Annotated in this window: 22 protein-coding genes; 9 read left to right on the plus strand and 13 right to left on the minus strand. The window is 61.9% G+C overall.

The window, feature by feature from the left end; translation table 11 throughout:
* Positions 1 to 30: 30 nt before the first annotated feature.
* Positions 31 to 666, minus strand: a complete 636-nt coding sequence (locus tag AC3B5Q_RS20675; RefSeq protein WP_028696989.1) for a Pr6Pr family membrane protein — start codon at positions 664 to 666, stop codon at positions 31 to 33.
* A 1-nt stretch (position 667) separates the two neighbouring features.
* Positions 668 to 889, minus strand: coding sequence for a VF530 family protein (locus tag AC3B5Q_RS20680; RefSeq protein WP_021785724.1), 222 nt, complete (start codon positions 887 to 889; stop codon positions 668 to 670).
* A gap of 163 nt (positions 890 to 1,052) precedes the next feature.
* Between AC3B5Q_RS20680 and AC3B5Q_RS20685 the strand changes: the two genes are divergently transcribed.
* The 7 genes from AC3B5Q_RS20685 to cmoB all read left to right on the plus strand — a co-directional run bounded on the left by AC3B5Q_RS20685 (position 1,053) and on the right by cmoB (position 12,426).
* Complete coding sequence (locus AC3B5Q_RS20685; protein ID WP_084850802.1) at positions 1,053 to 3,095, plus strand: TonB-dependent receptor; 2,043 nt, start codon at positions 1,053 to 1,055, stop codon at positions 3,093 to 3,095.
* A 603-nt stretch (positions 3,096 to 3,698) separates the two neighbouring features.
* Positions 3,699 to 5,033, plus strand: coding sequence for a carbohydrate porin (locus AC3B5Q_RS20690; protein WP_084850803.1), 1,335 nt, complete (start codon positions 3,699 to 3,701; stop codon positions 5,031 to 5,033).
* Positions 5,034 to 5,063: 30 nt separating this feature from the next.
* On the plus strand, positions 5,064 to 7,475 hold the full coding sequence (locus tag AC3B5Q_RS20695) for a glucose/quinate/shikimate family membrane-bound PQQ-dependent dehydrogenase (protein ID WP_021785727.1): 2,412 nt from the start codon (positions 5,064 to 5,066) through the stop codon (positions 7,473 to 7,475).
* A 203-nt stretch (positions 7,476 to 7,678) separates the two neighbouring features.
* Positions 7,679 to 10,096, plus strand: coding sequence for an endopeptidase La (gene lon / locus AC3B5Q_RS20700; RefSeq protein ID WP_021785728.1), 2,418 nt, complete (start codon positions 7,679 to 7,681; stop codon positions 10,094 to 10,096).
* 151 nt (positions 10,097 to 10,247) lie between these two features.
* Complete coding sequence (locus tag AC3B5Q_RS20705) at positions 10,248 to 10,640, plus strand: protease inhibitor I42 family protein (protein WP_021785729.1); 393 nt, start codon at positions 10,248 to 10,250, stop codon at positions 10,638 to 10,640.
* An 89-nt stretch (positions 10,641 to 10,729) separates the two neighbouring features.
* Positions 10,730 to 11,473 carry a carboxy-S-adenosyl-L-methionine synthase CmoA gene (gene cmoA / locus AC3B5Q_RS20710; protein WP_028698130.1) on the plus strand — a complete coding sequence of 248 codons (744 nt, stop codon included), beginning with the start codon at positions 10,730 to 10,732 and terminating at the stop codon, positions 11,471 to 11,473.
* A complete protein-coding gene (cmoB, locus tag AC3B5Q_RS20715) occupies positions 11,470 to 12,426 on the plus strand; it encodes a tRNA 5-methoxyuridine(34)/uridine 5-oxyacetic acid(34) synthase CmoB (RefSeq protein WP_021785731.1) in 957 nt (318 codons plus the stop codon). The genes cmoA and cmoB overlap by 4 nt, the downstream gene beginning before the upstream one ends.
* Before the next feature lie 69 nt (positions 12,427 to 12,495).
* On the opposite strand, the gene AC3B5Q_RS20720 is transcribed toward cmoB, so the two are convergent.
* A complete protein-coding gene (locus AC3B5Q_RS20720; RefSeq protein ID WP_101196224.1) occupies positions 12,496 to 12,699 on the minus strand; it encodes a hypothetical protein in 204 nt (67 codons plus the stop codon).
* A 309-nt stretch (positions 12,700 to 13,008) separates the two neighbouring features.
* Between AC3B5Q_RS20720 and AC3B5Q_RS20725 the strand changes: the two genes are divergently transcribed.
* Positions 13,009 to 13,683: a heavy metal response regulator transcription factor gene (locus AC3B5Q_RS20725; protein ID WP_021785733.1), complete on the plus strand. Its 675-nt coding sequence runs from the start codon at positions 13,009 to 13,011 to the stop codon at positions 13,681 to 13,683.
* The gene (locus tag AC3B5Q_RS20730; RefSeq protein ID WP_028698131.1) at positions 13,680 to 15,062 is read left to right on the plus strand and encodes a heavy metal sensor histidine kinase; all 1,383 of its coding nucleotides are present in this window, start codon (positions 13,680 to 13,682) and stop codon (positions 15,060 to 15,062) included. Before AC3B5Q_RS20725 ends, AC3B5Q_RS20730 begins: the two co-directional genes overlap by 4 nt.
* Positions 15,063 to 15,127: 65 nt before the next feature.
* Here AC3B5Q_RS20730 and pdxJ read toward each other — a convergent pair whose 3' ends face one another.
* The 10 genes from pdxJ to rpoE form a co-directional block, all read right to left on the minus strand.
* Complete coding sequence (gene pdxJ, locus AC3B5Q_RS20735; protein ID WP_265413591.1) at positions 15,128 to 15,850, minus strand: pyridoxine 5'-phosphate synthase; 723 nt, start codon at positions 15,848 to 15,850, stop codon at positions 15,128 to 15,130.
* A gap of 61 nt (positions 15,851 to 15,911) precedes the next feature.
* Complete coding sequence (recO, locus tag AC3B5Q_RS20740; RefSeq protein ID WP_021785736.1) at positions 15,912 to 16,595, minus strand: DNA repair protein RecO; 684 nt, start codon at positions 16,593 to 16,595, stop codon at positions 15,912 to 15,914.
* 121 nt (positions 16,596 to 16,716) lie between these two features.
* Positions 16,717 to 17,619, minus strand: coding sequence for a GTPase Era (gene era / locus AC3B5Q_RS20745; RefSeq protein WP_003252061.1), 903 nt, complete (start codon positions 17,617 to 17,619; stop codon positions 16,717 to 16,719).
* A complete protein-coding gene (rnc, locus tag AC3B5Q_RS20750; protein ID WP_003252059.1) occupies positions 17,612 to 18,301 on the minus strand; it encodes a ribonuclease III in 690 nt (229 codons plus the stop codon). Before rnc ends, era begins: the two co-directional genes overlap by 8 nt.
* 163 nt (positions 18,302 to 18,464) lie before the next feature.
* Entirely contained in the window at positions 18,465 to 19,319 is an 855-nt protein-coding gene (gene lepB / locus AC3B5Q_RS20755) for a signal peptidase I (protein WP_021785737.1), read from the minus strand.
* A gap of 5 nt (positions 19,320 to 19,324) precedes the next feature.
* Complete coding sequence (lepA, locus tag AC3B5Q_RS20760) at positions 19,325 to 21,124, minus strand: translation elongation factor 4 (RefSeq protein WP_031322928.1); 1,800 nt, start codon at positions 21,122 to 21,124, stop codon at positions 19,325 to 19,327.
* Positions 21,125 to 21,304: 180 nt separating this feature from the next.
* Complete coding sequence (locus tag AC3B5Q_RS20765) at positions 21,305 to 22,708, minus strand: DegQ family serine endoprotease (RefSeq protein WP_373939453.1); 1,404 nt, start codon at positions 22,706 to 22,708, stop codon at positions 21,305 to 21,307.
* A 206-nt stretch (positions 22,709 to 22,914) separates the two neighbouring features.
* Positions 22,915 to 23,880, minus strand: a complete 966-nt coding sequence (locus AC3B5Q_RS20770) for a MucB/RseB family sigma factor regulatory protein (protein WP_084850810.1) — start codon at positions 23,878 to 23,880, stop codon at positions 22,915 to 22,917.
* Between the two features lie 12 nt (positions 23,881 to 23,892).
* Positions 23,893 to 24,483: a sigma-E factor negative regulatory protein gene (locus AC3B5Q_RS20775; protein ID WP_021785741.1), complete on the minus strand. Its 591-nt coding sequence runs from the start codon at positions 24,481 to 24,483 to the stop codon at positions 23,893 to 23,895.
* A gap of 33 nt (positions 24,484 to 24,516) precedes the next feature.
* On the minus strand, positions 24,517 to 25,098 hold the full coding sequence (gene rpoE / locus AC3B5Q_RS20780; RefSeq protein WP_003252049.1) for an RNA polymerase sigma factor RpoE/AlgU: 582 nt from the start codon (positions 25,096 to 25,098) through the stop codon (positions 24,517 to 24,519).
* Positions 25,099 to 25,489 lie beyond the last annotated feature (391 nt).

The raw sequence follows: 25,489 nt of genomic DNA on the forward strand, positions 1-25,489 counted from the left end.
CGGGCTTGCCCGCGAAGAGGCCGGCACAGGTCAAGCCAGCCTGTGCAGCCCCCGCCACCGATCCAGCCCAAGCAACACCAGCCCTATCCCCCAGAAACCCGCCAGCACCCCGAGCGCATTGAGCATCACCTGCCCATACCCCAGGCTCGCCACATCGATAAACGGATAGGCATACACGCCAATCTCGCTCCCCCGCCACAGCGCATAACCAAAGTAGACCGCCGGGTACAGCGCCCACACCAGCAAATGCCATAGCCGCAAACTGCCCTTGGGCACCTCGCACCACCAATACAAGGCATACAGCACCGGCATTACGTCGTGCAGCAACTCGTCCGCCAGCCATTGCCAACCCTGTGGTTGCCACAAATGACGCAGCAGCACGCTGTAGGCCAGCGCCACCAGTACGATACTGGCGGCCACAGCAGTGCTGACTGAAGGCGACAGGAAAAAGCGCTTGCCACGACCTTCCCGACCGAACGCGGCATAGCTGAGCACCGTCGCCACCAGGGTATTGGTCAGCACGGTGAAGTAGCCGAACACATTGATCAGGCCGCCAATCAGGCTGGCCTGTTCCTGCCAACGCGCCAGCAGCACCAGGTTCACCTGCACGGCAAGGCCGAACCAGCCCAGCACAGCCATACCGGTCAGCCAAGGGCGACGCGACATGTCAGGCCTGGCGCTGCAGCTTCACGTACAACTGTTCGACCTTTTCCCGCGCCCATGGTGTTTTGCGCAGGAACGTCAGGCTCGACTTGATGGTCGGGTTGCTCTTGAAGCAGCGCACATCGATACGCTCGGCCAGGCCAGGCCATTGGTAATGCGCCACCAGCTCGGTGAGGATCTGTTCAAGGGTCTTGCCGTGCAGCGCGTTGTGTTGGGCCGTGCTCATGCTGTGCTCCGTAGGAAAGATGCGCACCTTACACGAGTGTAGTGGTGGGAGGGATCAGTCGAGTCGACAGAAAAATCGCTGGTCAGAGACAAAACCTCTGTGATGGAATAGTTATGTTATGTTGTAACACTAAAAAGCATCTGCCAAGGAACGCCCCATCCCCATGCTGTACACACCGCTTCGCCTCTCCCCCCTTGCCGTCGCACTCTGGCTGGCTGCATCCCCCAGCCAGGCCGTAGAGCTCGAACCACAGGTCATCACCGCCAACCCGTTGGGTAACCGCCAACTGGCCGCCCCCAGCACCGTGCTCGAAGGCGAGAACCTGCTGCAACAACAGCACAGCACCCTGGGTGAAACCCTGAACAAGCAGCCCGGCGTCGCTTCTACCTGGTTTGGCCCAGGCGCCAGCCGCCCGGTGATCCGCGGCCTGGATGGCGACCGTATCCGCATCCTGCGCAATGGCGTCGGCGCCCTGGATGCCTCGTCGCTGTCCTATGACCACGCCGTGCCCCTGGACCCGGTAACGGTCGATCGCGTCGAAATCGTCCGTGGCCCGGCCGCCTTGCTGTATGGCGGTAACGCCATCGGCGGCGTGGTCAACACCTTCGACAACCGCATCCCGGACTCGCCCATCGAGGGCATCCACGGTGCCGGTGAACTGCGTTACGGCGGCGCCGACACCACCCGCAGCAGTGCCGGCAAGCTGGAGGCCGGTAACGGTGCCTTCGCCCTGCACCTGGATGCCAACAGCCGCCAGTTCAACGATCTGCGCATCCCTGGCTACGCCCGCAGCGCCAAAGTGCGCGATGCCGACGAGCCCGGCAGCAAACACCGCCTGGAAAACAGCGACGGTCGCCAGGACGGCGGCGCAATCGGTGGTGCCTACCACTGGGACCACGGCTACGCCGGCCTCTCGTACAGCGGCTACGACAGCAACTATGGCTCGGTGGCCGAGTCCGGCGTGCGCCTGGACATGAAACAGGACCACTACGCCTTCGCCTCCGAATTGCGCGACCTCGACGGCCCGTTCAGCTCAGTCAAGGTAGATGCCGGTTACACCGACTACGAGCACAAAGAAATCGAAGAAGGCGAAGTCCATACCACCTTCAAGAACAAAGGCTACGAAGCGCGTATTGAAGCCCGCCACCAACCACTCGGACCAGTGGAAGGGATCATTGGGGCCCAAGTCAGCCGTAACGAGTTCTCGGCCCTCGGCGAGGAAGCCTTCGTCCCGCATACTGATACCGACAGCGTGGCACTGTTCATGCTCGAGCAGTGGCAAGCCAGCGAGCGCCTGAACCTGAGCCTGGGTGCGCGCATGGAGCACACCCGCGTAGATCCTGACGCCAAAGGCAACGAGAACTTCGTCGACGCAGACAGCGCCAGCAGCTTCAACGCCTTCAGCCTATCTTCAGGCGCGGTGTACCAGCTCGACCCCATCTGGTCGCTGGCGGCCAACCTCGGCTACACCGAGCGTGCCCCGACCTTTTACGAGCTGTACGCCAATGGCGCGCACGTGGCCACCGGCGCCTTTGAAGTCGGCGACGCCAGTTTGAACAAGGAAAAGGCCATTTCCGCCGACCTGGCGCTACGCTTCGACAATGGCACCCATAAAGGCAGTGTCGGGGTGTTCTACAACCACTTCCGCAACTACATCGGCCTGATCGGTACCGGCAACACCCGCGAGGGCGGGCATGACCATGACGAGGATGACCACGATCACGATCATGATCATGAGGGCTTCCCGGAATACCAGTACCAAGGCGTGCGGGCGCGCTTCTACGGCATCGAGGCCCAGGACCGCTGGCAACTGGCCGAAAACCGTTACGGCAGCTTCGCACTGGAGTTGTCCGGTGACTATACCCGGGCCAAGAACCTCGACAGTGGCGAGCCACTGCCCCGTATCGCGCCGCTGCGCCTGAACAGCGGCCTGGTCTGGGAGCTGGACCGCTGGCAGGCGCGAGTAGATGTGCAACATGCAGCATCGCAGCACCGCAAACCCGCCAACGAAACCAGCACCGATGGCTACACCACGCTGGGGGCCAGCGTTGGCTACCGCTTCGACGTTGGCCAGAGCCAGTGGCTGGCGTTTGTGCGCGGCGAAAACCTGACCGACCAGACCGTGCGCTATGCCAGTTCGATCCTGCGCGATATCGCGCCGGCGCCGGGGCGCAGTGTGGAAGTGGGGTTGCGTACGACCTTCTGAACCAGACGCGACGAAGATGGGTGTGGGAGATTCTATGGTTCCTGGCGATTGCATCAGGGTTGCCAAGTGCTCGTCACAGCATCTTCAGCGCCTGTGAGATCGAGCGCCGCCCGCGCGGCGCGCATCGCGAGCTGGCGCTCGCTCCTACGTTTGTTTCGGGCCAATCATTCCTGCGGGATATGCACGCGAACGCTTTGGCGCATGGCTCGATATCGCGTCGTACGAACAAGGCGGTCGCGCGCGCCTGGCACAGGCGTTACTGGCCCGAAACAAACGTAGGAGCGAGCGCCAGCTCGCGATGCGCGCCGCGCGGGCGGCGCTCGATCCCCCAGGCGCTGCAAATCTTGTGGCCAACACCTGTCAGCCCTTATGCGATCTCTGTGCCGGGTTCACCGGCTGCCCACTCCCCTACCGACCTCGACTGTTGCCCGTTCAGCAACAATCATCTGCGACAATTTGTCTTTTTTTCTTACAGCTTCCCCTATATCCTCCCCGCCGCAAGCTGAAACGCTTCATCGAACACTCTTGTCGCCATATCCATTGAGGGGCCCGCCCTTCGATGCGCTTGCCGTTTTTTCAATAATCAAAAGATAGCGCTATCTCATGCTCCAACTGCCTAAAACCTGTTACATCGGCCTCGCCCTCAGTGCCTTGGCAACCCCCGCCAGCGCCAGCGAAATGTTCGCCAGCGACTCTCCGTGGATGCTCGGCGACTGGGGTGGAACCCGCAGCGAACTGCTGGAAAAAGGCTACGACTTCACCCTTGGTTACACCGGCGAGATGGGCAGCAACCTGCACGGCGGCTACGACCACGACCGCACCGCGCGCTACAGTGACCAGTTCACCTTTGGCAGCCACCTGGACCTGGACAAGATCCTCGGCTGGCACGACACCGAACTCCAGCTGACCATCACCGAGCGCCACGGCGACAACATCAGCAACGACCGCATCAACGACCCGCGTGTCGGCGGCTTCACCTCCGCCCAGGAAGTCTGGGGCCGAGGCGAAACCTGGCGGCTGACGCAGATGTGGATCAAGCAGAAGTACTTCGATGGTGCGCTGGATGTGAAATTCGGCCGCTTCGGTGAAGGCGAAGACTTCAACAGCTTCCCTTGCGACTTCCAGAACCTGGCCTTCTGCGGCTCGCAGGTGGGCAACTGGGTGGGTGGCATCTGGTACAACTGGCCAGTCAGCCAGTGGGCCCTGCGCGTGCGCTACAACCTTTCCCCAGAGCTGTACGCACAGGTCGGCGTCTTCGAGCAGAACCCTTCCAACCTCGAATCTGGCAATGGTTTCAAGCTCAGCGGCAGCGGCACCCAAGGTGCGGTAATGCCGTTCGAACTGGTATGGACCCCACGTATCCAAGGTTTGAAAGGGGAATATCGTGCCGGCTACTACTACAGTAATGCCAAGGCACAAGATGTTCTCAAGGACAGCAACGGTCAGCCGGCCGCCCTCAGCGGCGCCGCCTACCGCAGCAGCTCGAGCAAGCACGGCTTGTGGATCGGCGCCCAGCAGCAGGTCACCTCGCTGGCGTCCGACCAGTCGCGCGGCTTGAGCGTGTTCGCCAACGCCACGGTGCATGACAAAAAGACCAATGCCATCGACAACTATGTGCAGGCAGGACTGGTATACAAAGGGCCCTTCAATGCCCGCGCCAAGGACGACATCGGTTTCGCCCTGGCCCGCGTGCACGTCAACCCTGCCTATCGCAAGAACGCCCGCCTGGCCAACCAGGCCGCCGGCCTCTACGACTACGACAACCCAGGCTTCCTGCCAGTGCAGGACACCGAGTACAGCGCCGAGCTGTACTACGGCATCCATTTGGCCGACTGGCTCACGGTACGCCCCAACCTGCAGTACATCCGCCACCCGGGCGGGGTGTCGCAGGTCGATGGCGCCCTGATCGGCGGCCTGAAGATCCAGAGCAGTTTCTAACCCCTTTTTTGACCTGACGGAGAACCTACGATGAGCACTGAAGGTGCGAACCAAGGAAGCCGCTGGCTACCGCGCCTGGTTGGCGCGCTGCTGTTGCTGATGGGCCTGGCCCTGCTGGCCGGCGGTATCAAGCTGAGCCAGCTAGGCGGATCACTTTACTACCTGATCGCCGGTATCGGCTTTGCCCTGTCGGGCATCCTGCTGCTGGCCCAACGCCGGATCGCCCTGGGCCTGTATGGCCTGGTGCTGCTGGGGAGCACCGTTTGGGCCCTGCTCGAAGTAGGCCTGGACTGGTGGCAACTGGTGCCGCGGCTGGCCATCTGGTTCGCCATCGGCGTGGTGCTGCTGCTACCGTGGGCACGTCGCCCGCTGATCGGCCCGGCCAGCAAAGCCAATACTGCACTGCTCGGCGTGGCAGTGGTAGCTTCGGGCGCTTGCGCGCTGGGCAGCCAGTTCACCCATCCCGGTGAAGTGTTTGGCGAACTGGGCCGCGACAGCAGCGAAATGGCCAGCGCCGCCCCCGCCATGCCCGACGGCGAATGGCAGGCCTATGGCCGTACCGAGCATGGCGACCGCTACTCGCCGCTGCGCCAGATCACCCCGCAGAACGCCTACCGCCTGGAAGAAGCCTGGCGCATTCGCACCGGTGATCTGCCAACCGAAAACGACCCGGTGGAGCTGACCAACCAGAACACCCCGCTCAAGGTCAACGGCATGCTCTACGCCTGCACCGCGCACAGCCGCCTGCTGGCGCTGGACCCGGACACTGGCGCGGAAATCTGGCGCTACGACCCGCAGGTCAAGAGCCCGACCGGCACCTTCAAGGGCTTTGCCCACATGACGTGCCGTGGCGTCTCGTACTATGACGAAAACCGCTACGTCAGCCGCGACGGCAGCCCGGCGCCGAAAATTACCGACGCAGGCCAGGCCGTGGCCCAAGCCTGCCCGCGTCGCCTCTACCTGCCTACCGCGGATGCCCGCCTGATCGCCATCAACGCCGACAACGGCAAGGTCTGCGAAGGCTTCGCCAACCAGGGCGTGATCGACCTCACCACCGGCATTGGCCCGTTCACCGCCGGCGGCTATTACTCCACCTCGCCTGCTGCGATTACCCGTGACCTGGTGATCATCGGTGGCCACGTCACCGATAACGAGTCGACCAATGAGCCGTCCGGGGTGATCCGCGCCTACGATGTGCACGACGGCCACCTGGTGTGGAACTGGGACAGCAACAACCCGGACGACACCAAGCCATTGGCTGCCGGCAAAATGTACAGCCGCAACTCGGCCAACATGTGGTCGATCGCCAGCGTCGACGAAGACCTTGGCATGATCTACCTGCCGCTGGGCAACCAGACCCCGGACCAGTGGGGCGCCGACCGCACCCCAGGCGCCGAGAAGTACAGCGCCGGCGTGGTCGCCCTTGACCTGGCCACCGGCAAGGCACGCTGGAACTACCAGTTCACCCACCACGACCTGTGGGACATGGACGTCGGCAGCCAGCCGACCCTGGTCCACCTGAAAACCGACGATGGCGTGAAACCGGCGATCATCGTACCGACCAAGCAAGGCAGCCTGTACGTGCTCGACCGCCGCGACGGTACGCCAATCGTGCCGATCCGCGAGATCCCCACCCCACAAGGTGCAGTGGAAGGCGACCACACCTCGCCAACCCAGGCCCGCTCCGACCTCAACCTGCTCGGCCCAGAGCTGACCGAACAGGCCATGTGGGGCGCCACGCCTTTCGACCAGATGCTGTGCCGCATCCAGTTCCGCGAGCTGCGCTACGAAGGCCAGTACACCCCGCCATCCGAGCAAGGCTCGTTGGTCTACCCAGGCAATGTCGGTGTATTCAACTGGGGCAGCGTGTCGGTCGACCCGGTGCGCCAGCTGCTGTTCACCTCGCCCAACTACATGGCGTTCGTGTCGAAGATGGTCCCGCGTGAGCAGGTTGCCGAAGGCAGCAAGCGCGAAAGCGAGACCAGCGGCGTGCAGCCGAACACCGGCGCACCGTATGCAGTGACCATGCACCCGTTCATGTCACCGCTCGGCGTACCGTGCCAGGCCCCCGCCTGGGGTTACGTCGCCGCCATCGACCTGTTCACCAACAAGGTGGTGTGGAAACACAAGAACGGCACCACCCGCGACAGCACCCCGCTACCGATCGGCCTGCCGGTTGGCGTGCCGAGCATGGGCGGCTCGATCGTTACCGCCGGTGGCGTCGGCTTCCTTAGCGGCACGCTCGACCAGTACCTGCGCGCCTATGACGTGAACAACGGCAAGGAGTTGTGGAAAGCGCGCCTGCCAGCGGGTGGCCAGGCCACGCCGATGAGCTACACCGGCAAGGACGGCAAGCAGTACGTGCTGGTGACTGCCGGCGGCCATGGCTCGCTGGGCACCAAGATGGGCGATTACATCATCGCTTACAAATTAGCTGAGTAAGCTACACCGCTCCCGCAGGCTCAGCCCTGTGGGAGCGGCCTTGTGTCGCGATTGGGTCGCGCAGCTGCCCCAACGATCTAGAATGCTGGATGGATTCTGGGGCTGCTGCGCAGCCCAATCGCGACACAAGGCTGCGCCCGAACCATTGAAACCCATCCCTCCCCGCCCCATCTAAGCACCATAGTCATTCACGCAGGTGCCCCATGAGCGACCAGCAGGATTTCCCCGAACACCCTGACGAACACAGCGAAGTCGAACACACCCTCCAGGCCGAAGCCGGCCACGCCCTCGCCCTGCCCGGTCAGCAGCTGCCGGACAAGGTCTACGTCATCCCGATCCACAACCGCCCGTTCTTCCCGGCCCAGGTACTGCCGGTCATCGTCAATGAAGAACCCTGGGCCGAAACGCTCGACCTGGTGGCCAAGTCACCGGACCACTGCCTGGCGCTGTTCTTCATGGACACCCCGCCAGAAGACCACCGCCACTTCGACACCTCGGCATTGCCGCAGTACGGCACGCTGGTCAAGGTGCACCATGCCAGCCGCGAAAACGGCAAATTGCAGTTCGTCGCCCAGGGCCTGTCCCGGGTGCGTATCCGCAACTGGCTCAAGCACCACCGCCCGCCCTACCTGGTCGAAGTCGAATACCCGCGCCAGCCCGCAGAGCCGACCGACGAGGTCAAAGCCTACGGCATGGCACTGATCAACGCGATCAAAGAGCTGCTGCCGCTCAACCCGCTGTACAGCGAAGAGCTGAAGAACTACCTCAACCGCTTCAGCCCCAACGACCCTTCGCCGCTCACCGACTTCGCCGCCGCGCTCACCTCGGCAACCGGCAACCAGTTGCAGGAAGTGCTCGACTGCGTGCCCATGCTCAAACGCATGGAAAAGGTACTGCCAATGCTGCGCAAAGAGGTGGAAGTCGCGCGCTTGCAGAACGAGATATCGGCCGAGGTCAACCGGCAGATCGGCGAGCACCAGCGCGAATTCTTCCTGAAGGAACAACTCAAGGTCATCCAGCAGGAGCTGGGGCTTACCAAGGACGACCGCAGCGCCGACCTCGAACAGTTCGAACAGCGCCTGGAAGGCAAGACCCTGCCACCGCAGGCACGCAAGCGCATCGATGAAGAGATGGGCAAACTGGCCATTCTGGAAACCGGTTCGCCCGAATACGCCGTCACCCGCAATTATCTGGAATGGGCCACCGCCCTGCCCTGGGGCGTGTACGGCAAAGACAAACTCGACCTCAAGCATGCGCGCAAAGTCCTCGACCAGTACCATTCCGGCCTCGACGACATCAAGGAGCGCATCCTTGAGTTCCTCGCCGTGGGCGCCTGGAAAGGCGAGATCAGCGGCTCGATCGTGCTGTTGGTGGGCCCGCCCGGGGTGGGCAAGACCAGCATCGGCAAGTCCATCGCCGAATCGCTCGGCCGGCCGTTCTACCGCTTCAGCGTCGGCGGCATGCGTGACGAAGCCGAGATCAAGGGCCACCGCCGCACCTACATCGGCGCCCAGCCCGGCAAGCTGGTGCAGGCCCTGAAAGATGTCGAAGTGATGAACCCGGTGATCATGCTCGACGAAATCGACAAGATGGGCCAGAGCTACCAAGGTGACCCGGCATCAGCGTTGCTGGAAACCCTCGACCCCGAGCAGAACGTCGACTTCCTCGACCACTACCTCGACCTGCGCCTGGACTTGTCCAAGGTGCTGTTCGTGTGCACTGCCAACACCCTTGATTCAATACCCGGGCCGTTGCTCGACCGCATGGAAGTGATCCGCCTGTCCGGCTATATCACCGAAGAAAAACTGACCATCGCCAAGCGCCACCTGTGGCCCAAACAGCTGGAAAAGGCCGGTGTTTCCAAGACCAGCCTCAGCATCAGCGACAGCGCACTGCGCCTGGTGATCGACGGCTATGCCCGCGAAGCCGGCGTGCGCCAGTTGGAGAAGCAACTGGGCAAACTGGTGCGCAAGGCTGTGGTCAAGCTGCTGGATAACCCCGAAGCCAAGCTGAAGATCGGTACCAAAGACCTGGAAACCGCTCTCGGCATGCCGGTGTTCCGCAGCGAACAGGTTCTGGCAGGCAAAGGCGTGATCACCGGCCTGGCCTGGACCAGCATGGGCGGTGCCACGCTGCCGATCGAGGCAACCCGTATCCACACCCACAACCGCGGCTTCAAGCTGACCGGCAAGCTGGGTGACGTGATGAAGGAGTCTGCCGAAATTGCCTACAGCTATATCAGTTCCAACCTCAAGCAATTTGGCGGGGATACAGGTTTCTTCAACGAAGCGTTCATCCACTTGCACGTACCCGAAGGCGCCACGCCCAAGGACGGCCCGAGTGCCGGCATCACAATGGCCAGCGCTTTGCTTTCACTGGCCCGCGACCAGCCTGCCAAAAAAGGTGTCGCCATGACTGGCGAGCTCACCCTCACTGGCCAGGTACTGCCGATTGGCGGCGTGCGCGAGAAGGTGATTGCGGCGCGGCGGCAGAAGATTTTCGAACTGATCCTGCCGGAGCCTAACCGTGGCGACTTCGAAGAACTGCCGGAGTACCTGCGCGAAGGCCTGACAGTTCACTTCGCCAAGCGCTTTGCCGACGTGGCCAAAGTGCTGTTCTAGCCTGCACCGGCCTCTTCGCGGGCAAGCCCGCTCCTACAGGGATAGCGAACCCTTGCAGGGGCGGGCTTGCCCGCGAAAGGGCCGGCACAGGCAACACAAATTTCCTCGATCATCGGTTATCCTCAGGCCATCGCCAGCCTTCGGAGCCACCATGACCTCTCCTCGTCTGCTCGTTCCCCTGAGCTTTGCCCTGCTTGCTGCTTGCGCGCAACAACCGTCGCAGCCCGTTGACCTGGACGCCGAAAGCGAATGCCCCAAGCGCCTGCAGGTCGGCCAGATCCTCACGCTTACCTTGCCCAGCAACCCCACCACCGGCTACCGCTGGCTGGTACAGAACCCGGCGCCCAACGTGTTGCAAAGCCTTGGCCCCGAGGTTTACAGCGCGCCTGAAGACACCGGCATCGTCGGCAGCTCGGGCATGTCGACCTGGCGCTTCCAGGCCCGCGCGACTGGCGAAGGGAACCTGGTATTGGTCTACCAGCAACCCTGGGCCCCGGAAGTGCGCCCGGTGCAGACCTTCGATTGCGCCATTCGGGTCAATTGAACGCAAAGCGCTGGTCAGCCAACCATGCATCCAGGCTGCGGTTTGGCTAGAATGCGCCCCCTGCCTATCACCAGCCGCCTGGATTCGCCGTGAGCAAACAACCCGACCGCCTTTTCTCCCAACCCCTGGAGCAGGTGCCCGACTTCGTCTTCAACGAAGACGTCGTGCGTGTGTTCCCGGACATGATCAAGCGCTCGGTACCCGGTTACCCAACCATCGTCGAGAACCTCGGCGTACTGGCCGCTCGGTTCGCCCAGCCAGGCACCGCGCTGTACGATCTGGGCGCATCGCTGGGTGCCGTTACCCAGTCGCTGCGTCGCCATGTACGCAGTGACGGCTGCAGGGTAATCGCGGTGGATAACTCCGCCGCCATGGTCGAGCGCTGCCGCCAGTACCTCACTGCACAAGATTCGATGTTCCAGGAGTTGCTGCCGGTGCAGGTGCTGGAGGCCGATATCCTTGCCCTGCCCTTCGAGCCCGCCTCGGTCGTGGCGATGAACTTCACCCTGCAGTTCGTCGCCCCTGACCAGCGCCTTGAACTGCTCGGGCGAATCCGCCAGGCGCTGCTGCCCGGCGGTGCACTGATTCTCTCGGAGAAGCTGCGCTTCGCCGATGAGCAAGAGCAGGACCTGCTCAATGAGCTGCACCTGGATTTCAAACGGGCCAATGGCTACAGCGAACTGGAGATCGCCCAGAAGCGCAGCGCCATCGAGAACGTGATGAAGCCCGATACACTCGAAGCCCACCAGGAACGCCTGCGCGCAGCCGGTTTCTCGAAGGTGGTGCCTTGGTTCCAATGCCTTAACTTCGCCTCGTTGATAGCCCTGCCATGATCGATCTGTCTCCCCTCGTCCGCCGCCTGGCGGGCACGCCTCTGGCTTCCTGGTCGCAAGGCCTGCAAGCGCAACTGGACGCCAAGCTGGAAAAGGGCCACGGTGACCTCGACCGCTGGCGCGGGGCGCTGGAAGCCCTGCCCGCCCTGCAACCCAGTGAAATCGACCTGGTCAACGGGTTGCGCCTGGATTGCGACTGCGACGACGCCACCCGTGCGCAGATGCGCCAGGCACTGATGGGCCTGTCGCCCTGGCGCAAAGGGCCGTTCGACCTGTTTGGCGTGCACGTTGACACCGAATGGCGCTCGGACTGGAAGTGGTCGCGGGTCGGCCCGCACCTGGACCTCAAGGGCAAACGCGTACTCGACGTGGGCTGTGGCAATGGCTACTACCAGTGGCGCATGCTCGGTGCCGGCGCGGACATGGTAATTGGCGTCGATCCCAACTGGCTGTTCTTCTGCCAGTTCCAGGCCGTGCAGCAATACCTGCCGGAGTTGCCGGCCTGGCACCTGCCGTTCGCCCTGGAAGACCTGCCCGCCAACCTGGAAGGTTTCGATACCGTGTTCTCCATGGGCGTGTTCTATCACCGCCGCTCGCCCATCGAGCACTTGCTGGCGCTCAAGGACTGCCTGGTCAAAGGTGGCGAGCTGGTGCTGGAAACGCTGGTTATCGAGGGCGACGAAAACCAGGTGCTGGTGCCTGAGGACCGCTACGCACAGATGCGCAATGTCTGGTACCTGCCGTCGGTACCGGCGCTGGCCCGCTGGCTGCGCCGTGCCGGCTTCAGCGATGTGCGCTGCGTCGACGTTAGCGTGACCAGCGTCGAGGAACAGCGCAGCACCGAATGGATGCGCTACCAGTCGCTGAGCGACTTCCTCGACCCGAACGACCACAGCAAGACCATCGAAGGCCTGCCAGCCCCACGCCGCGCCACCCTGCTGGCGCGCAAATAAAAAAGGCGCCCGCATGGGCGCCTGAATACACCTGCGGCGAGGAGCCGTCGCGGCGCAGGTGTTGTTAGCTCAATCCTTGGCCACCTCACGCGCCTTCTCTTGCGCCTTGCGCTCGCGCTCGGCAACAGCCTGTTGCTTGTCGCCATGCAGTCGCTCCTGGTCTTCGCGGAAGGCTTGCCAGAACTGCCTGGAGCGCTCCGCACCGCCCTCGGCATAAACACTGGCGCTACCCAGGGCAAGGGTGGCCAACAGCAGGTATTTGGTCAGGTTCATCGTGTTTGCCTCGTAATAACCGATCGGACACGGCCATCCTAGCGAGGGCTGGCTAACGGCAAGGTGAGGCGGGGATTACAGTCCTGCAATGTGGCCTTGTGTGGACTGTTCGGGCCTCTTCGCGGGTAAACCCGCTCCTACAGGAACGGGTTTATCCGCGAAGAGGCCCGAACAGACCGCCAGATAACAGCAGAATTACAAATTCGTTATCTGCAACGCTGGCCTTTTTTCATGCCGTAACATGGGACCCTTGACCCTGATGTCACTACAGGGTCAAGAATCGCCCCCTTTCAACACACCGAGCCCCCAATGCGCCTACTGATCATCGAGGACGAGCTGCGTACCGCCGACTACCTGCAACAAGGCCTGCGCGAAAACGGTTACGTGGTCGACTGCGCCCGCACAGGCACCGACGGCCTGCACCTGGCCCGCCAACAGGCCTATGACCTGGTCATCCTCGACGTCAACTTGCCCGAAATCGATGGCTGGACCGTGCTGCAGCGGCTACGTGCCGAATCGGCCACGCGCATCATGATGCTTACCGCCCACGGTCGCTTGGCCGATCGGGTAAGAGGCCTGGACCTGGGCGCGGATGACTACCTGCTCAAGCCTTTTGAGTTCCCTGAGTTACTGGCCCGCATCCGCAGCCTGCTGCGCCGCAACGACCAGCAACTGCAACCCAGCACCCTGCGCGTCGCTGATCTGGAACTGGACCCCGGCCGCCACCGCGCCTACCGCGCCGGGCAACGCATCGACCTGACCGCCAAGGAGTTCGCCCTGCTGCACCTGCTAATGCGCCAGACTGGCGAAGTGTTGTCGCGCACGCAGATCATCTCACTGGTGTGGGACATGAACTTCGACTGCGACACCAACGTGGTCGAGGTCTCGATCCGGCGCCTGCGGGCGAAGATTGACGACCCGTTCGACAACAAGCTGATCCATACCCTGCGTGGTGTGGGCTACGTACTTGAGGCTCGCCTTTGAAAAACGCCAGCCTGTCGTTACGCCTGGGCCTGAGCGTGACATTGATGGGCGCCGCATTGGTGCTGCTGCTGGCCTGCCTGGCCGTGTTTGCCCTGGATCACGAACTGGACAGCCGCGCGCGCAAGGATTTGGCGCGCAAGATGCTTCAGGTCGAGCACAACCTGCGTGTGGATCTGCGCAGCGAGGACCTGGGCAGCCGCGCCCACCCACTGCTGGACCTGGTGATGGGGCATGACAACCTGAGCCTCAGTGTGCTGGCTCTCGACGGCCGTCACCCCCACCTGCTCAGCCTCGGCCCGGCCCTGGAATCGCGGGTCGGTGAACTGCACACCGATGCGCGCCTGGCCTTTCACGCCTGGCGTGACAGCGGCGGTAACCAGATTCTCACCGTTACCCGGCTGATGCGTCTGCGCGACAACACCCCCGTCAAGGTGATGATGTCGCTCAACCGCGCCGACGACAACGCCCTGCTACAGGCCTATCTGCACTCCACGTTACTCGCATTGCCACTGCTACTGGTTTTGATCGGTGCAGGGGCATGGTGGCTGATGCAACGCGGCCTGAAACCGTTGCGGCACTTCCGGCGCATTGCCGGGCAGGTGTCGGCCCAGGACCTGCAGCATCGCCTGCCCGCTACCTCCCTGCCGCAGGAACTGGCGGAACTGGCCGGCAGTATCAACGTGATGCTCGATCGACTCGACCAAGGTGTCATGCAGCTGTCGCAGTTCTCTGACGACCTGGCCCATGAACTGCGTACACCGTTGGGCAACCTGATGGGCAAGGCGCAGGTGACACTGGCCCGTGAGCGGGACAACGCCAACTATCGGGAAGTGCTGGAAGACAGCGTCGAAGAGCTGACCCGGCTCAACCGCATCATCAACGACATGCTGTTTCTTGCCCAGGTCAGCCAGCCGCATACGCAGGTCGCATTGAAGCCCTTGGCGCTGGCCGACGAGGCAGCGCGGGTTGTCGAGCTGTTTGCCTACAGTGCCGAGCTGAAAGAGATTGAGATAAGCGTTCAGGGCTGGGGAACAGCGCAGGGAGACCGGCTGATGTTTCAGCGGGCACTGTCGAACCTGTTGAGCAACGCCATACGGCACAGTCCAGAGGGTAAACCCGTAGCTCTGTGCATCGAACGCTCGGGCAGCGAAGTACGGCTATCCGTGGAGAACCAGGGGCCGGGTGTGGCGGCAGAGCAACAGTCGCGCTTGTTCGAGCGGTTTTACCGGGTAGGTTCGGGGCGTTCGCGGCTGGAGGGCGGAACCGGGCTGGGGTTGGCGATCGTGAAGTCGATCATGCAGTTGCATGGCGGGCGGGTCGAGGTCAGCAGCTGCCCCCTGGGGCCTACCCGGTTTACCTTGGTGTTTCCTGCCGAGTGATCGGCCGCCTGTACCGGCCTCTTCGCGGGCTTGCCCGCGAAGAGGCCGGTACAGGCGACCAACAATCAGCGCGAAGCTGCCACGATCAGCGCCTTCATTTCAGCCACAGCAGCCTTGAAGCCGACAAACAGGGCATGCGCCACAAGTGCATGGCCAATGTTCAGTTCATTGATACCCTTGATCGCCGCCACCGCCTCGACGTTGTGGTAGTGCAGCCCGTGACCCGCATTGACGATCAGCCCCTGCCCCACGCCAAACGCCACACCATCGACGATGCGCTTGAGCTCTTCAGCCACTTCGGTGGGAGTTTCTGCATCGGCATAACGGCCGGTGTGAAGCTCGATGGCCGGTGCGCCAACCCGACGCGAGGCCTCGATCTGCCGCTCGTCGGCGTCGATGAACAGCGACACCTCGGCACCGGTACGCGCCAGCCGTTCCACTGCAGCCTTGATCCGCGCTTCCTGCCCTGCCACATCCAGGCCACCTTCGGTGGTCAGCTCCTGACGGGTTTCGGGAACCAGGCAGATGTGCGCCGGGCGAATCTTCTCGGCAAAGGCCATCATCTCTTCGGTGACGCCCATCTCGAAGTTCATGCGGGTTTGCAGCACATCCTTGAGCAGCATGACATCACGCTCCTGGATGTGCCGGCGGTCTTCACGCAGGTGCACGGTGATGCCATCGGCGCCTGCTTCCTCGGCGTCCAGGGCTGCCTTGACCGGGTCAGGGTAGCGCGTGCCACGGGCCTGGCGCAGGGTCGCCACGTGGTCGATGTTTACGCCAAGAAGCATGCGGTTGCTGTGAGTCACGAAAGGCTCTCCTGAAGATTGAGCCCAACAGCATACGTCCAGATCAGCGCTTGCGAAACAGTTCCCGGCTGACCAGCGGTTTTGCACCCAGATGAACTGCCAGTGCCTGGCGCATCAGCCGCTTCGCGGCAAGCAAGGCGCCGGGGGCGTCCCAATCGGTTTGGGCCATAGCCAGCAGTTCGGTGCCACGGAACAGGCCGGGCTGCGCCAGCTCTACCCGCTCCAGGCCGGCGTCAACGCGCAAGCGGTACAGGCCATCGGTGGCAATGGGCTGCTCGTTGACGTCATGGTGCAAGGAAAACGCATAACCGAGTTCGTCCAGCAGCCGCCATTCGAACGAGCGCAGCAGGGGCTCCAGCGGGCGCCCGGCACTCAGTGCCTGCAAGGTCAAGGTGTAGTGCTCGAACAGCGCCGGGAACGGCGCTTCGGCAGGCAGCAGGCGCATCAGCAGTTCATTGAGGTACAACCCGCTGAACAGGGCATCGCCGTGTAGCCAGGCGGCGATGCCGGTACTGTCCATACGGCCGACATTCTTCAGCTCGCCGCGACCACGCAGCTCCACCTCCAGCGACACGAACGGTCGCACCAGGCTGCCGCCCTTGCCCCGCGCGCGGCGCAGCACGGCACGCATGCAGCCCTGCGGGGTGAAGAAGTCTACCAGCGCGCTGGTTTCCTTGTAGGCACGGCTATGCAGTACGTAGGCTGGCTGGGGGGTGGGTTGGTCCATGCACTATCTCTGGGGCCTGATGTACGTGTGGGAGCGGGCGTGCCCGCGAAAGCGTCAGTGAACCCACTATCGCATTCGCGGGCAAGCCCGCTCCCACAGGAATAACCGACCAGTCAGGTAATTACAGGTCGCCGTAGCCCAGCGAACGCAGGGCGCGCTCGTCATCGGACCAGCCGCCTTTGACCTTGACCCACAGGTTGAGCATGACCTTGGAATCGAACAGCACTTCCATGTCCTTGCGCGCCTCGGAACCGATGCGCTTGATGCGCTCGCCCTTGTCACCAATGATGATTTTCTTCTGGCCGTCGCGCTCGACCAGGATCAGCGCGTGAATGTGCAGCACATGGCCCTGCTGCTTGAATTCCTCGATTTCGACGGTGATCTGGTACGGCAGCTCCGCACCCAACTGGCGCATGATCTTCTCGCGTACCAGTTCAGCGGCGAGGAAGCGGCTGCTGCGGTCGGTGATCTGGTCTTCGGGGAAGAAATGATCGTTCTCGGGCAGGTGCTTGGCGATCTGTGCTTCCAGCGCTTCAAGGTTGTGCCCCTGCTGCGCGGAAATCGGCATCACCTCGGCGTTCGGCAATTGCTCTTGGAGCCACTGCAGGTGCGGGATCAGCTCGGCTTTCTCTTCCATGCGGTCGGTCTTGTTGACCGCGATGATCAGCGGGCCGGTCACATACTGCACGCGCTCCAGAACCAGTTGGTCCTCGTCGGTCCACTTGGTACGGTCGACCACGAAGATAACCACGTCGACGTCCTTGAGGGCCGCCGAGGCGTTGCGGTTCATGTAGCGGTTCAGCGCCTTGTCGTTGGCTTTGTGCATCCCCGGGGTATCGACATAGATCGCCTGCACATCACCTTCGGTCTTGATGCCGAGCATGTTGTGACGGGTGGTCTGGGGCTTGCGCGAGGTAATCGCGAGTTTCTGACCGAGAATGTGGTTGAGCAGGGTCGACTTGCCGACGTTGGGGCGGCCGACAATGGCTACATAGCCGCAGCGGGTCGGGTTGCTATCAGTCATTGCCATTCTCCACGCCCAGGGCGATCAGTGCAGACGCGGCGGCGACTTGCTCGGCAATACGCCGGCTAACGCCCTGACCACGGCTCTTGTTGTTCAGCAGTACCACTTCGCATTCGACGAAGAAGGTTCGGCAGTGTGGTTCACCCTGGATATCCACTACTTCGTAACGCGGCAGCTCACAGCTGCGCGACTGCAGGAACTCTTGCAGGCGGGTTTTCGGATCTTTATTGGTGTCGACCAGCGTCAGGCCTTCAAACTCATCGGCCAGCCAGGCCAGGATGCGCTCGCGGGCAGTGTCCATGTCAGCGTCCAGGTAGATGGCACCAATCAGTGCCTCCAGGGCGTCAGCCAGGATCGACTCGCGACGAAAGCCGCCGCTCTTGAGTTCTCCGGAGCCCAGGCGCAGGTAATCGCCCAGGTCAAAACCACGGGCCAGACGGGCCAGGGTCTCACCCTTGACCAACCGTGCACGCAGCCGCGACAACTGGCCTTCGCGAGCCTGGGGAAAACGCTCGAACAGCGCTTCACCGGCAACGAAGTTGAGAATGGCGTCACCGAGGAACTCCAGGCGCTCATTGTTGCGCCCGGCGTAACTGCGATGGGTCAGTGCCAGGAGCATCTGGTCCTGGTTCTTGAAGGTGTAACCGAGCTTTCGCTCCAGACCGGCAAGGGAAGCACTCATGCGGCCACCCGATCGTTGTTCAACGCGTTGTTCAAATCAACATCCTGAAAGACTGTTTGGCTGTGGTCCGCCGATCGATTTGCGGCGAATCTCCCGATCCCTGAGAACACAGCCTATGTCAGAAAAGCATTCGGCGCTGTCTGCTGGACAGCGCCGATGGGTATCAATGGATCAGGCCAACCCGCGACAGGTTGGGCAAGTGGCTGAGTTTGGGCTCTGGCCAGCTCATCCACACCGCAAAAGCCTTGCCGACAATGTTCCGGTCCGGAACCATGCCGTGCAGTTCCTTGGGAATGTTCGGGTCATCCCAGAAGCGGCTATCGTTGGAGTTGTCGCGGTTGTCGCCCATCATGAAGTAATGGCCCGCAGGCACGGTCCACTGCTGGTCCGGCGGCATGCGATAACGGCTCATTTCCTTGCGGATCAGGTGCTCGGTCTCGCCGAGCTTTTCCTTGTACAGCTGAGCGCTGCCCAGGGTACCCGGCTCGCTGCCCACCAGTTGTTCGGCAACGGGCTGGCCGTTGACGAACAGCCGCTTGTCGTTGGTGTAGCGAACTACGTCGCCCGGCAGGCCAACCACACGCTTGATGTAGTTGACATTCGGGTCGCTCGGGTAGCGGAACACCATCACATCCCCGCGTTGCGGGTCACCGACCGCGATGACCTTCTTGTCGATCACCGGCAGACGAATGCCGTACGAGAACTTGTTCACCAGGATGAAGTCGCCCACTTCCAGGGTCGGCTTCATCGATCCCGAGGGGATCTGGAACGGCTCGACCAGGAACGAACGCAGCACCAGCACGATGAACAGTACCGGGAAGAACGACTTGCCATACTCGACCAGCAACGGCTCCTTGTTCAGCCGTTCGACCACCGCCATCTCGGGCTGGCTGACGCTGCCCTGATAGTTGGCGATTGCCGCACGCCGGCGCGGGGCCAGGAACAGCAGGTCGATCAAGCCAAGCAGACCGCAGATGAAGACGGCGATGACTAGCAACAGCGGGAAATTTAGCGACATAGGACCTAGCTATCCAACCTGAGCACGGCGAGGAAGGCTTCTTGTGGAATTTCCACGTTGCCCACCTGTTTCATGCGTTTCTTACCGGCCTTCTGCTTCTCCAGCAGCTTCTTCTTACGGCTGACGTCACCACCGTAGCACTTGGCCAGTACGTTCTTTCTGAGCGCCTTGACGGTTGTCCGCGCAATGATCTGGCCGCCAATGGCTGCCTGGATCGCTACGTCAAACATCTGCCGAGGGATCAGTTCCTTCATCTTCTCGGTCAACGCACGGCCTTTATAGGCCGCGTTGTCGCGGTGCACGATCAATGCCAGGGCATCAACCTTGTCGCCGTTGATCAGTACGTCCAGTTTGACCAGGTTGGCCGACTGGTAGCGATCGAAATGATAGTCCAGCGAAGCATAGCCGCGGCTGGTGGATTTGAGGCGATCGAAGAAGTCGAGCACCACTTCGTTCATCGGCATGTCGTAACGCACCTGCACCTGGCTACCGAGGAACTGCATGTCGCGCTGTACGCCACGCTTCTCGATGCACAGGGTGATGACGTTGCCCAGGTGCTCCTGCGGAACGAGGATGGTCGCGGTGACGATCGGCTCGCGGAAGTCGGCTACCGCCGAGACGTCCGGCAGCTTGGACGGGTTGTCGACGACGATGGTTTCGCCGGTTTTCAACTCCAGCTCGTAGATTACGCTTGGAGCGGTGGTGATCAGGTCCAGATCGTACTCGCGCTCCAGGCGCTCCTGGATGATCTCCATGTGCAACATGCCCAGGAAACCGCAACGGAAGCCAAAGCCCAGCGCGTCGGAGCTTTCCGGCATGTACTGCAGCGAGGAGTCGTTCAGGGTCAGCTTCTGCAGAGCGTCGCGGAAATCCTCGAAGTCGTCGGAGCTGACCGGGAACAGGCCGGCGTAGACCTGCGGCTGAATCTTCTTGAAGCCGGGCAGCACTTCGACCTCAGGGGTCGAGGACAGGGTCAGGGTGTCGCCAACCGGGGCGCCGTGAATGTCCTTGATGCTGGCGATGATGAAGCCTACTTCGCCGGCTTTCAGATCAGCAGTCTGGGTGTGTTTCGGGGTGAAGACACCGACGCTGTCGACCAGGTGCACCTTGCCGGTGGACTTGACCAGGATCTTGTCGCCTTTCTTGACGCGGCCCTGGCGCACGCGCACCAGCGAGACCACACCCAGGTAATTGTCGAACCAGGAGTCGATGATCAGCGCTTGCAGCGGTGCATCGATCTCACCTTCTGGCGCGGGGATGGTGTGCACCAAGCGCTCGAGCACCTCGTCCACGCCCATGCCGCTCTTGGCGCTGCAGGCTACGGCGTCGGTGGCGTCGATACCGATGATCTTCTCGATCTCGTCCTTGACGCGGTCCGGGTCGGCCTGTGGCAGGTCCATCTTGTTCAGGACCGGCATGACTTCCAGGCCCTGCTCGATGGCGGTGTAGCAGTTGGCTACGGACTGGGCTTCCACGCCCTGGCCGGCGTCGACAACCAGCAGTGCACCTTCACAGGCCGCCAGCGAGCGCGAGACTTCGTAGGTGAAGTCGACGTGGCCGGGGGTATCGATGAAGTTCAGCTGGTAGATCTTGCCGTCCTGCGCCTTGTAGTGAAGCGTGACGCTGTGGGCCTTGATGGTGATACCGCGCTCACGCTCCAGGTCCATGGAATCGAGCACCTGGGCTTCCATCTCGCGCGCCGTCAGGCCGCCGCACATCTGGATGAAACGGTCAGCCAGCGTCGACTTGCCATGGTCGATGTGGGCGATGATGGAGAAATTGCGGATATGACTCAAATCACTCACGGGTCAACACTCGAAAAGGCTGCGAGCCGGACGCCCGCCGAAAAATAGCCGGGAATTGTACCTTAAGCTGCTGGGTTATGGGAGATTCCTCTGTCCGACTGTACACAGCAATCATTCCCGCAATTGTGAAGATTCATGAAAAAGGGCAGCCGAAGCTGCCCTTTCGCCTTGCGAAACCGCTTATTCAGCAAGCTTGAAGGTGATAAAGCTGGCACGCCCCTGACGCAGCACGCGCATCGACACAGAACGGTTCTTCGGCAGTTCCTTGGCGATTTCGGTGAATTCCTTGGCCGAACCGATGGCCTGGTTGTTCAGATGGCTGATGACATCACCCGGGCGCAAGCCGATCATGGCTGCCGGACCATCCTGCACTTCCTTGATGACCACGCCACCTTTGAGCTCCAGAGATTTTTTCTGCTCGGCGGTCAGGTCGGCGACCGATACACCCAGGCGGTTGCTGCTGCGCTCGGCGCTGCCGTCGGCACCGGTGCCGATGTCGACATCGTCGTCCGGCAGTGCGCCAACGCTGATGTTCAGGGTCTGGCGTTTGCCGTTGCGGATGATTTCCAGCTTGGCCTTCTCGCCATCCTTGAGGCTACCAACCAGGTGTGGCAGATCGGCCGACATGACGATTGGCTGGCCGTTCATGCTGAGGATCACGTCCCCCACCTGCAGGCCGCCTTTGGCCGCCGGGCCGTCTTCCAACACCTGGGCTACCAGGGCACCCGCCGGCTTGTCCAGGCCGAACGATTCGGCCAGGTCCTTGTTGACCTCCTGAATCACCACGCCCAGCCAGCCGCGGCTGACCTTGCCGTCTTTCTTCAGCTGGTTGGAGACATCGATCGCTACATCGATCGGGATGGCGAACGACAGGCCCATGAAACCGCCAGAACGGGTGAAGATTTGCGAGTTGATACCCACCACTTCGCCTTTCATGTTGAACAGCGGGCCGCCGGAGTTACCCGGGTTGATGGCAACGTCGGTCTGGATGAACGGCACGTAGGTGTCATTGGGCAGGGTCCGGCCCTTGGCGCTGACAATACCTTTGGTCACCGAATGGTCGAAGCCGAACGGCGAACCGATGGCCAGTACCCACTCGCCCACCTTGAGCTTTTCGGAATCACCCAGCTTCACGGTCGGCAGGTTCTTGCCGTCGACCTTCAGCAGCGCAACGTCGGTGCGCGGGTCGGTGCCAACCAGCTTGGCCTTCAGCTCGCTGCGGTCCGACAGGCGGACGATGATCTCATCGGCATCGGCCACCACATGGTTATTGGTGAGCACATAGCCATCACTGGAAATGATGAAGCCCGAGCCCAACGACTGCGCCTCACGCTGGCGGTCGCCGCGCGGCGAGCGCGGCTGCTGGGGCATGTTGCGCTCGAAGAATTCGCGGAACATCGGCGGCAGGCCTTCCAGGTCCGGCATCTGGCCTGCCGCCATTCGGCGCTCAGGCAGCTTCTGTTTGGTACTGATGTTGACAACCGCCGGCGAAGCCTGCTCGACCAGGGTGGTGAAGTCCGGCAGGGCTTCCTCGGCCTGGGCGGTGAGTACCTGGCCGAGCATCAGCACAGCAGCGAACATCATTAGGTAGGATTTCAAGCGTGGTATTGACATACGACTCCCGTCACAACGAGCGGTAGTTTGGAAAGACCCCTGCACAAAGCAGAAAAGGCCAGGCTCTTCAAAGCCTGACCTATAGAAAATTTGCCGATGGATTGCAAATGACAATGCTTTAATTTCATTTCAGGCGTATGCCCATCCGACTTGGCTCGGCATGCAAAAGCGCGCCATTACTGGCGCGCCTGGGCATCCTGGGGGCGCATCGACAGGGCGACGCGTTCTGCCGTACCCAGCGGAATTTCGCCAACCACGGTCACCATCACTTTGCCCTTGGGTGTATTCAGGCGACGCGAGACTGCCGAGGTCGGGCCTAACTGGGTGCGCATGTCGGTGCTGCCATCATCGCTCACTTGCTCGATGAATACCGAAAAACGCGCCAGGCCGTCGTCATACATCAGGCTGCTGACCGAACTGTTGCGCTTGGGATCGCGGCGCACCGAGCTGTTGACCAGCTCGAAACCGGGTGGCAGCCAGTCCGAACGCCAACCCGCAGCGGTATCATTGCTACCGGCCGCCACATGCTGCACAGGCTTGCAGGCAGCACCTGGGCGCAGGTCTGCGTCGCTGGGGATGTCATCGGTATCGAGACGGGTCATCTGGAAGCGTTCCAGCAACTGCCCCTTGTCGTTGAGCATCAACGAACGCAGCGGCAAGCCCGAGTGGCGGTCCAGATGCAATTCGAAAGCATAACGGTGCTGGTCGCGTGGAGTGAGCGTAATGATCACGGCATCACGCCCGGCGACCCGCGACTTGCCTGCCACACTCAAATCGTACCAGCCCATCAGTTTCAGCGGATCAAGCACACGCGGTGCGGTATCCGACGGCGCCACGACTCCGCTGGCCAAGGCCCCGCTGACGCACTCCACCTTGCCATCCACGCGCACGATTTCCTGGGCGGCGCCATCAAGCTGCAACAGCCGCTCGCTGACTTTGCCGCCCTCGACCCTGTGCCAGATGTCGTGGGAGGAGAAACTGCCATTGCGTTCGTAGACGAACGACCCTTGATAGCTCTGTTTTTGCTCGGCCTGTGCCAGCCTGTTCAACCACTCACTCGCCTCGGGCGAAGAGTTGGCCGCCAATGCTGGCACCGTCATGCAGCTGCCTATCAGCAGCGACAGGAGAGGTAGCGCGCGCATGATCCTCCTTACTTAACGGTTTTCCAGGCTGGCGGCGCGGGCATATGGCAATGCGGTTTCAGTGCCCTTGAGCGCAGATTCCTGAGCATGCTGGCGCAGGTAGCCTGGCAGACGCTGATCCCAGCCGGCCTGGTTCTGCAGCACACCATTGGCCATTGGCCCGGTCGGTTGCTCACTGCTCTCACTATAGCCTGCCAAAACGGCCGGGCCTTGCGTTTGTGGCACACTCAGGCCTTGCTGGACAGGCTGCTGGGCAGCAAGCTCGGCCCCAGTGATCTCGTCCTGGTTGTACATACGCACACCCGCCAGCACCGCCACGGTAACCGAGGCAGCTACCGCCAGACGGCCAATGCTGCGCCAAGGGCCTTTCTTGACCTTGGCTGGCACGGCTTCGTCAGCCAGCGCAGCAGAAACCGCCGAGGCGATATCCAGGTTAGGCAGCAGCAGCTCCTTGTGCATGGCTGCACGGGCAACCTGGTAACGCGACCAGGTGGCACGGGTTTCGGCTTCGTCGACGGCGTTCAACACCCGACGTAATTCCAGTTCATCCGCTTCGTTATCCATCACCGCGGACAGCGATTCCTGCAAAGCTTCACGACTCATGGCGGTTCCTCTCTTGGCGCTGTCGCCGCTGTCTCAGGTTTCCTGCAACAACGGCTGCAGGGCTTTATCTATGGCCTCCCGAGCGCGGAAGATTCGAGAGCGCACGGTACCCACCGGACATTGCATGACACTGGCAATGTCTTCGTAACTCAGACCGTCGAACTCGCGCAGCGTCAATGCCGTACGCAGGTCTTCGGGCAGTTGCTGGATGGTGCGATGGACAGTGCCTTCGATTTCATCCCGCAACAACGAGCGCTCTGGGGACTCGAGATCCTTGAGGCCATGATCGCCGTCGTAAAACTCCGCGTCCTCGGAGCTCACATCACTGTCTGGCGGCCGTCTTCCACGGGACACCAGGTAGTTCTTCGCCGTGTTGATGGCGATGCGGTACAGCCACGTATAAAACGCACTGTCGCCGCGGAAGTTGCCAAGCGCACGGTAGGCCTTGATGAAGGCTTCCTGTGCTACATCCTGGGCCTCGTGGGTATCGTGAACAAACCGCACGATCAACCCGAGAATCTTGTGCTGATACTTCAGCACCAACAGATCGAAAGCTCGCCTGTCGCCGCGCTGCACGCGCTCGACAAGCTGCTGATCCTCTTCCTGGGTTAGCATGAACACTCCTCAGTGAACTCGAAGGAGCGTTGCATCAGCCATCGTTCAGGCTTGCAACCATAGACTCGGGCTTTGCGCAAAAGTTCTCCCCTCCAAGCAAGTTTCCTGCAGCCCTTTGTCGGCTTGCACGGAAGACGCGGCGCGGTCACAGCCGGCAACGTCGATAATCAGGTTTCAAATACGCAGGGGTAAAGCCCGGAAAGGCCTGCCGCCCTGCGTCGCCGCGGCAAATTGTGGCGTACGGGCAGCCTTCATAGGATTTCCGGCCATGTCGGAAAGTTCCCACAAAGGTTGTCGCAACCTGGCAAGTAGCATGGAAATTGGCCACCCGGGGCTGCTATAAAGGCATCCCGACACGTTTAACGATAGTTTCACAATGCCATCCGCGCGT

The sequence above is a fragment of the Pseudomonas sp. D5(2026) genome, assembly GCF_057766845.1.

Excerpts from the sequence above, each read along its gene's own strand:
- AC3B5Q_RS20680 (WP_021785724.1), bottom strand. The coding sequence starts at position 889 with ATGAGCACGGCCCAACACAACGCGCTGCACGGCAAGACCCTTGAACAG.
- AC3B5Q_RS20775 (WP_021785741.1), bottom strand. The coding sequence starts at position 24,483 with ATGAGTCGTGAAGCTTTGCAGGAATCGCTGTCCGCGGTGATGGATAAC.
- lon (WP_021785728.1), top strand. The coding sequence starts at position 7,679 with ATGAGCGACCAGCAGGATTTCCCCGAACACCCTGACGAACACAGCGAA.
- AC3B5Q_RS20690 (WP_084850803.1), top strand. The coding sequence starts at position 3,699 with ATGCTCCAACTGCCTAAAACCTGTTACATCGGCCTCGCCCTCAGTGCC.
- lepB (WP_021785737.1), bottom strand. The coding sequence starts at position 19,319 with ATGTCGCTAAATTTCCCGCTGTTGCTAGTCATCGCCGTCTTCATCTGC.
- pdxJ (WP_265413591.1), bottom strand. The coding sequence starts at position 15,850 with ATGCTTCTTGGCGTAAACATCGACCACGTGGCGACCCTGCGCCAGGCC.
- recO (WP_021785736.1), bottom strand. The coding sequence starts at position 16,595 with ATGGACCAACCCACCCCCCAGCCAGCCTACGTACTGCATAGCCGTGCC.
- AC3B5Q_RS20765 (WP_373939453.1), bottom strand. The coding sequence starts at position 22,708 with ATGATGTTCGCTGCTGTGCTGATGCTCGGCCAGGTACTCACCGCCCAG.
- AC3B5Q_RS20685 (WP_084850802.1), top strand. The coding sequence starts at position 1,053 with ATGCTGTACACACCGCTTCGCCTCTCCCCCCTTGCCGTCGCACTCTGG.
- rpoE (WP_003252049.1), bottom strand. The coding sequence starts at position 25,098 with ATGCTAACCCAGGAAGAGGATCAGCAGCTTGTCGAGCGCGTGCAGCGC.
- AC3B5Q_RS20725 (WP_021785733.1), top strand. The coding sequence starts at position 13,009 with ATGCGCCTACTGATCATCGAGGACGAGCTGCGTACCGCCGACTACCTG.
- AC3B5Q_RS20695 (WP_021785727.1), top strand. The coding sequence starts at position 5,064 with ATGAGCACTGAAGGTGCGAACCAAGGAAGCCGCTGGCTACCGCGCCTG.
- rnc (WP_003252059.1), bottom strand. The coding sequence starts at position 18,301 with ATGAGTGCTTCCCTTGCCGGTCTGGAGCGAAAGCTCGGTTACACCTTC.
- AC3B5Q_RS20675 (WP_028696989.1), bottom strand. The coding sequence starts at position 666 with ATGTCGCGTCGCCCTTGGCTGACCGGTATGGCTGTGCTGGGCTGGTTC.
- AC3B5Q_RS20705 (WP_021785729.1), top strand. The coding sequence starts at position 10,248 with ATGACCTCTCCTCGTCTGCTCGTTCCCCTGAGCTTTGCCCTGCTTGCT.
- AC3B5Q_RS20770 (WP_084850810.1), bottom strand. The coding sequence starts at position 23,880 with ATGCGCGCGCTACCTCTCCTGTCGCTGCTGATAGGCAGCTGCATGACG.
- cmoB (WP_021785731.1), top strand. The coding sequence starts at position 11,470 with ATGATCGATCTGTCTCCCCTCGTCCGCCGCCTGGCGGGCACGCCTCTG.
- era (WP_003252061.1), bottom strand. The coding sequence starts at position 17,619 with ATGACTGATAGCAACCCGACCCGCTGCGGCTATGTAGCCATTGTCGGC.
- AC3B5Q_RS20720 (WP_101196224.1), bottom strand. The coding sequence starts at position 12,699 with ATGAACCTGACCAAATACCTGCTGTTGGCCACCCTTGCCCTGGGTAGC.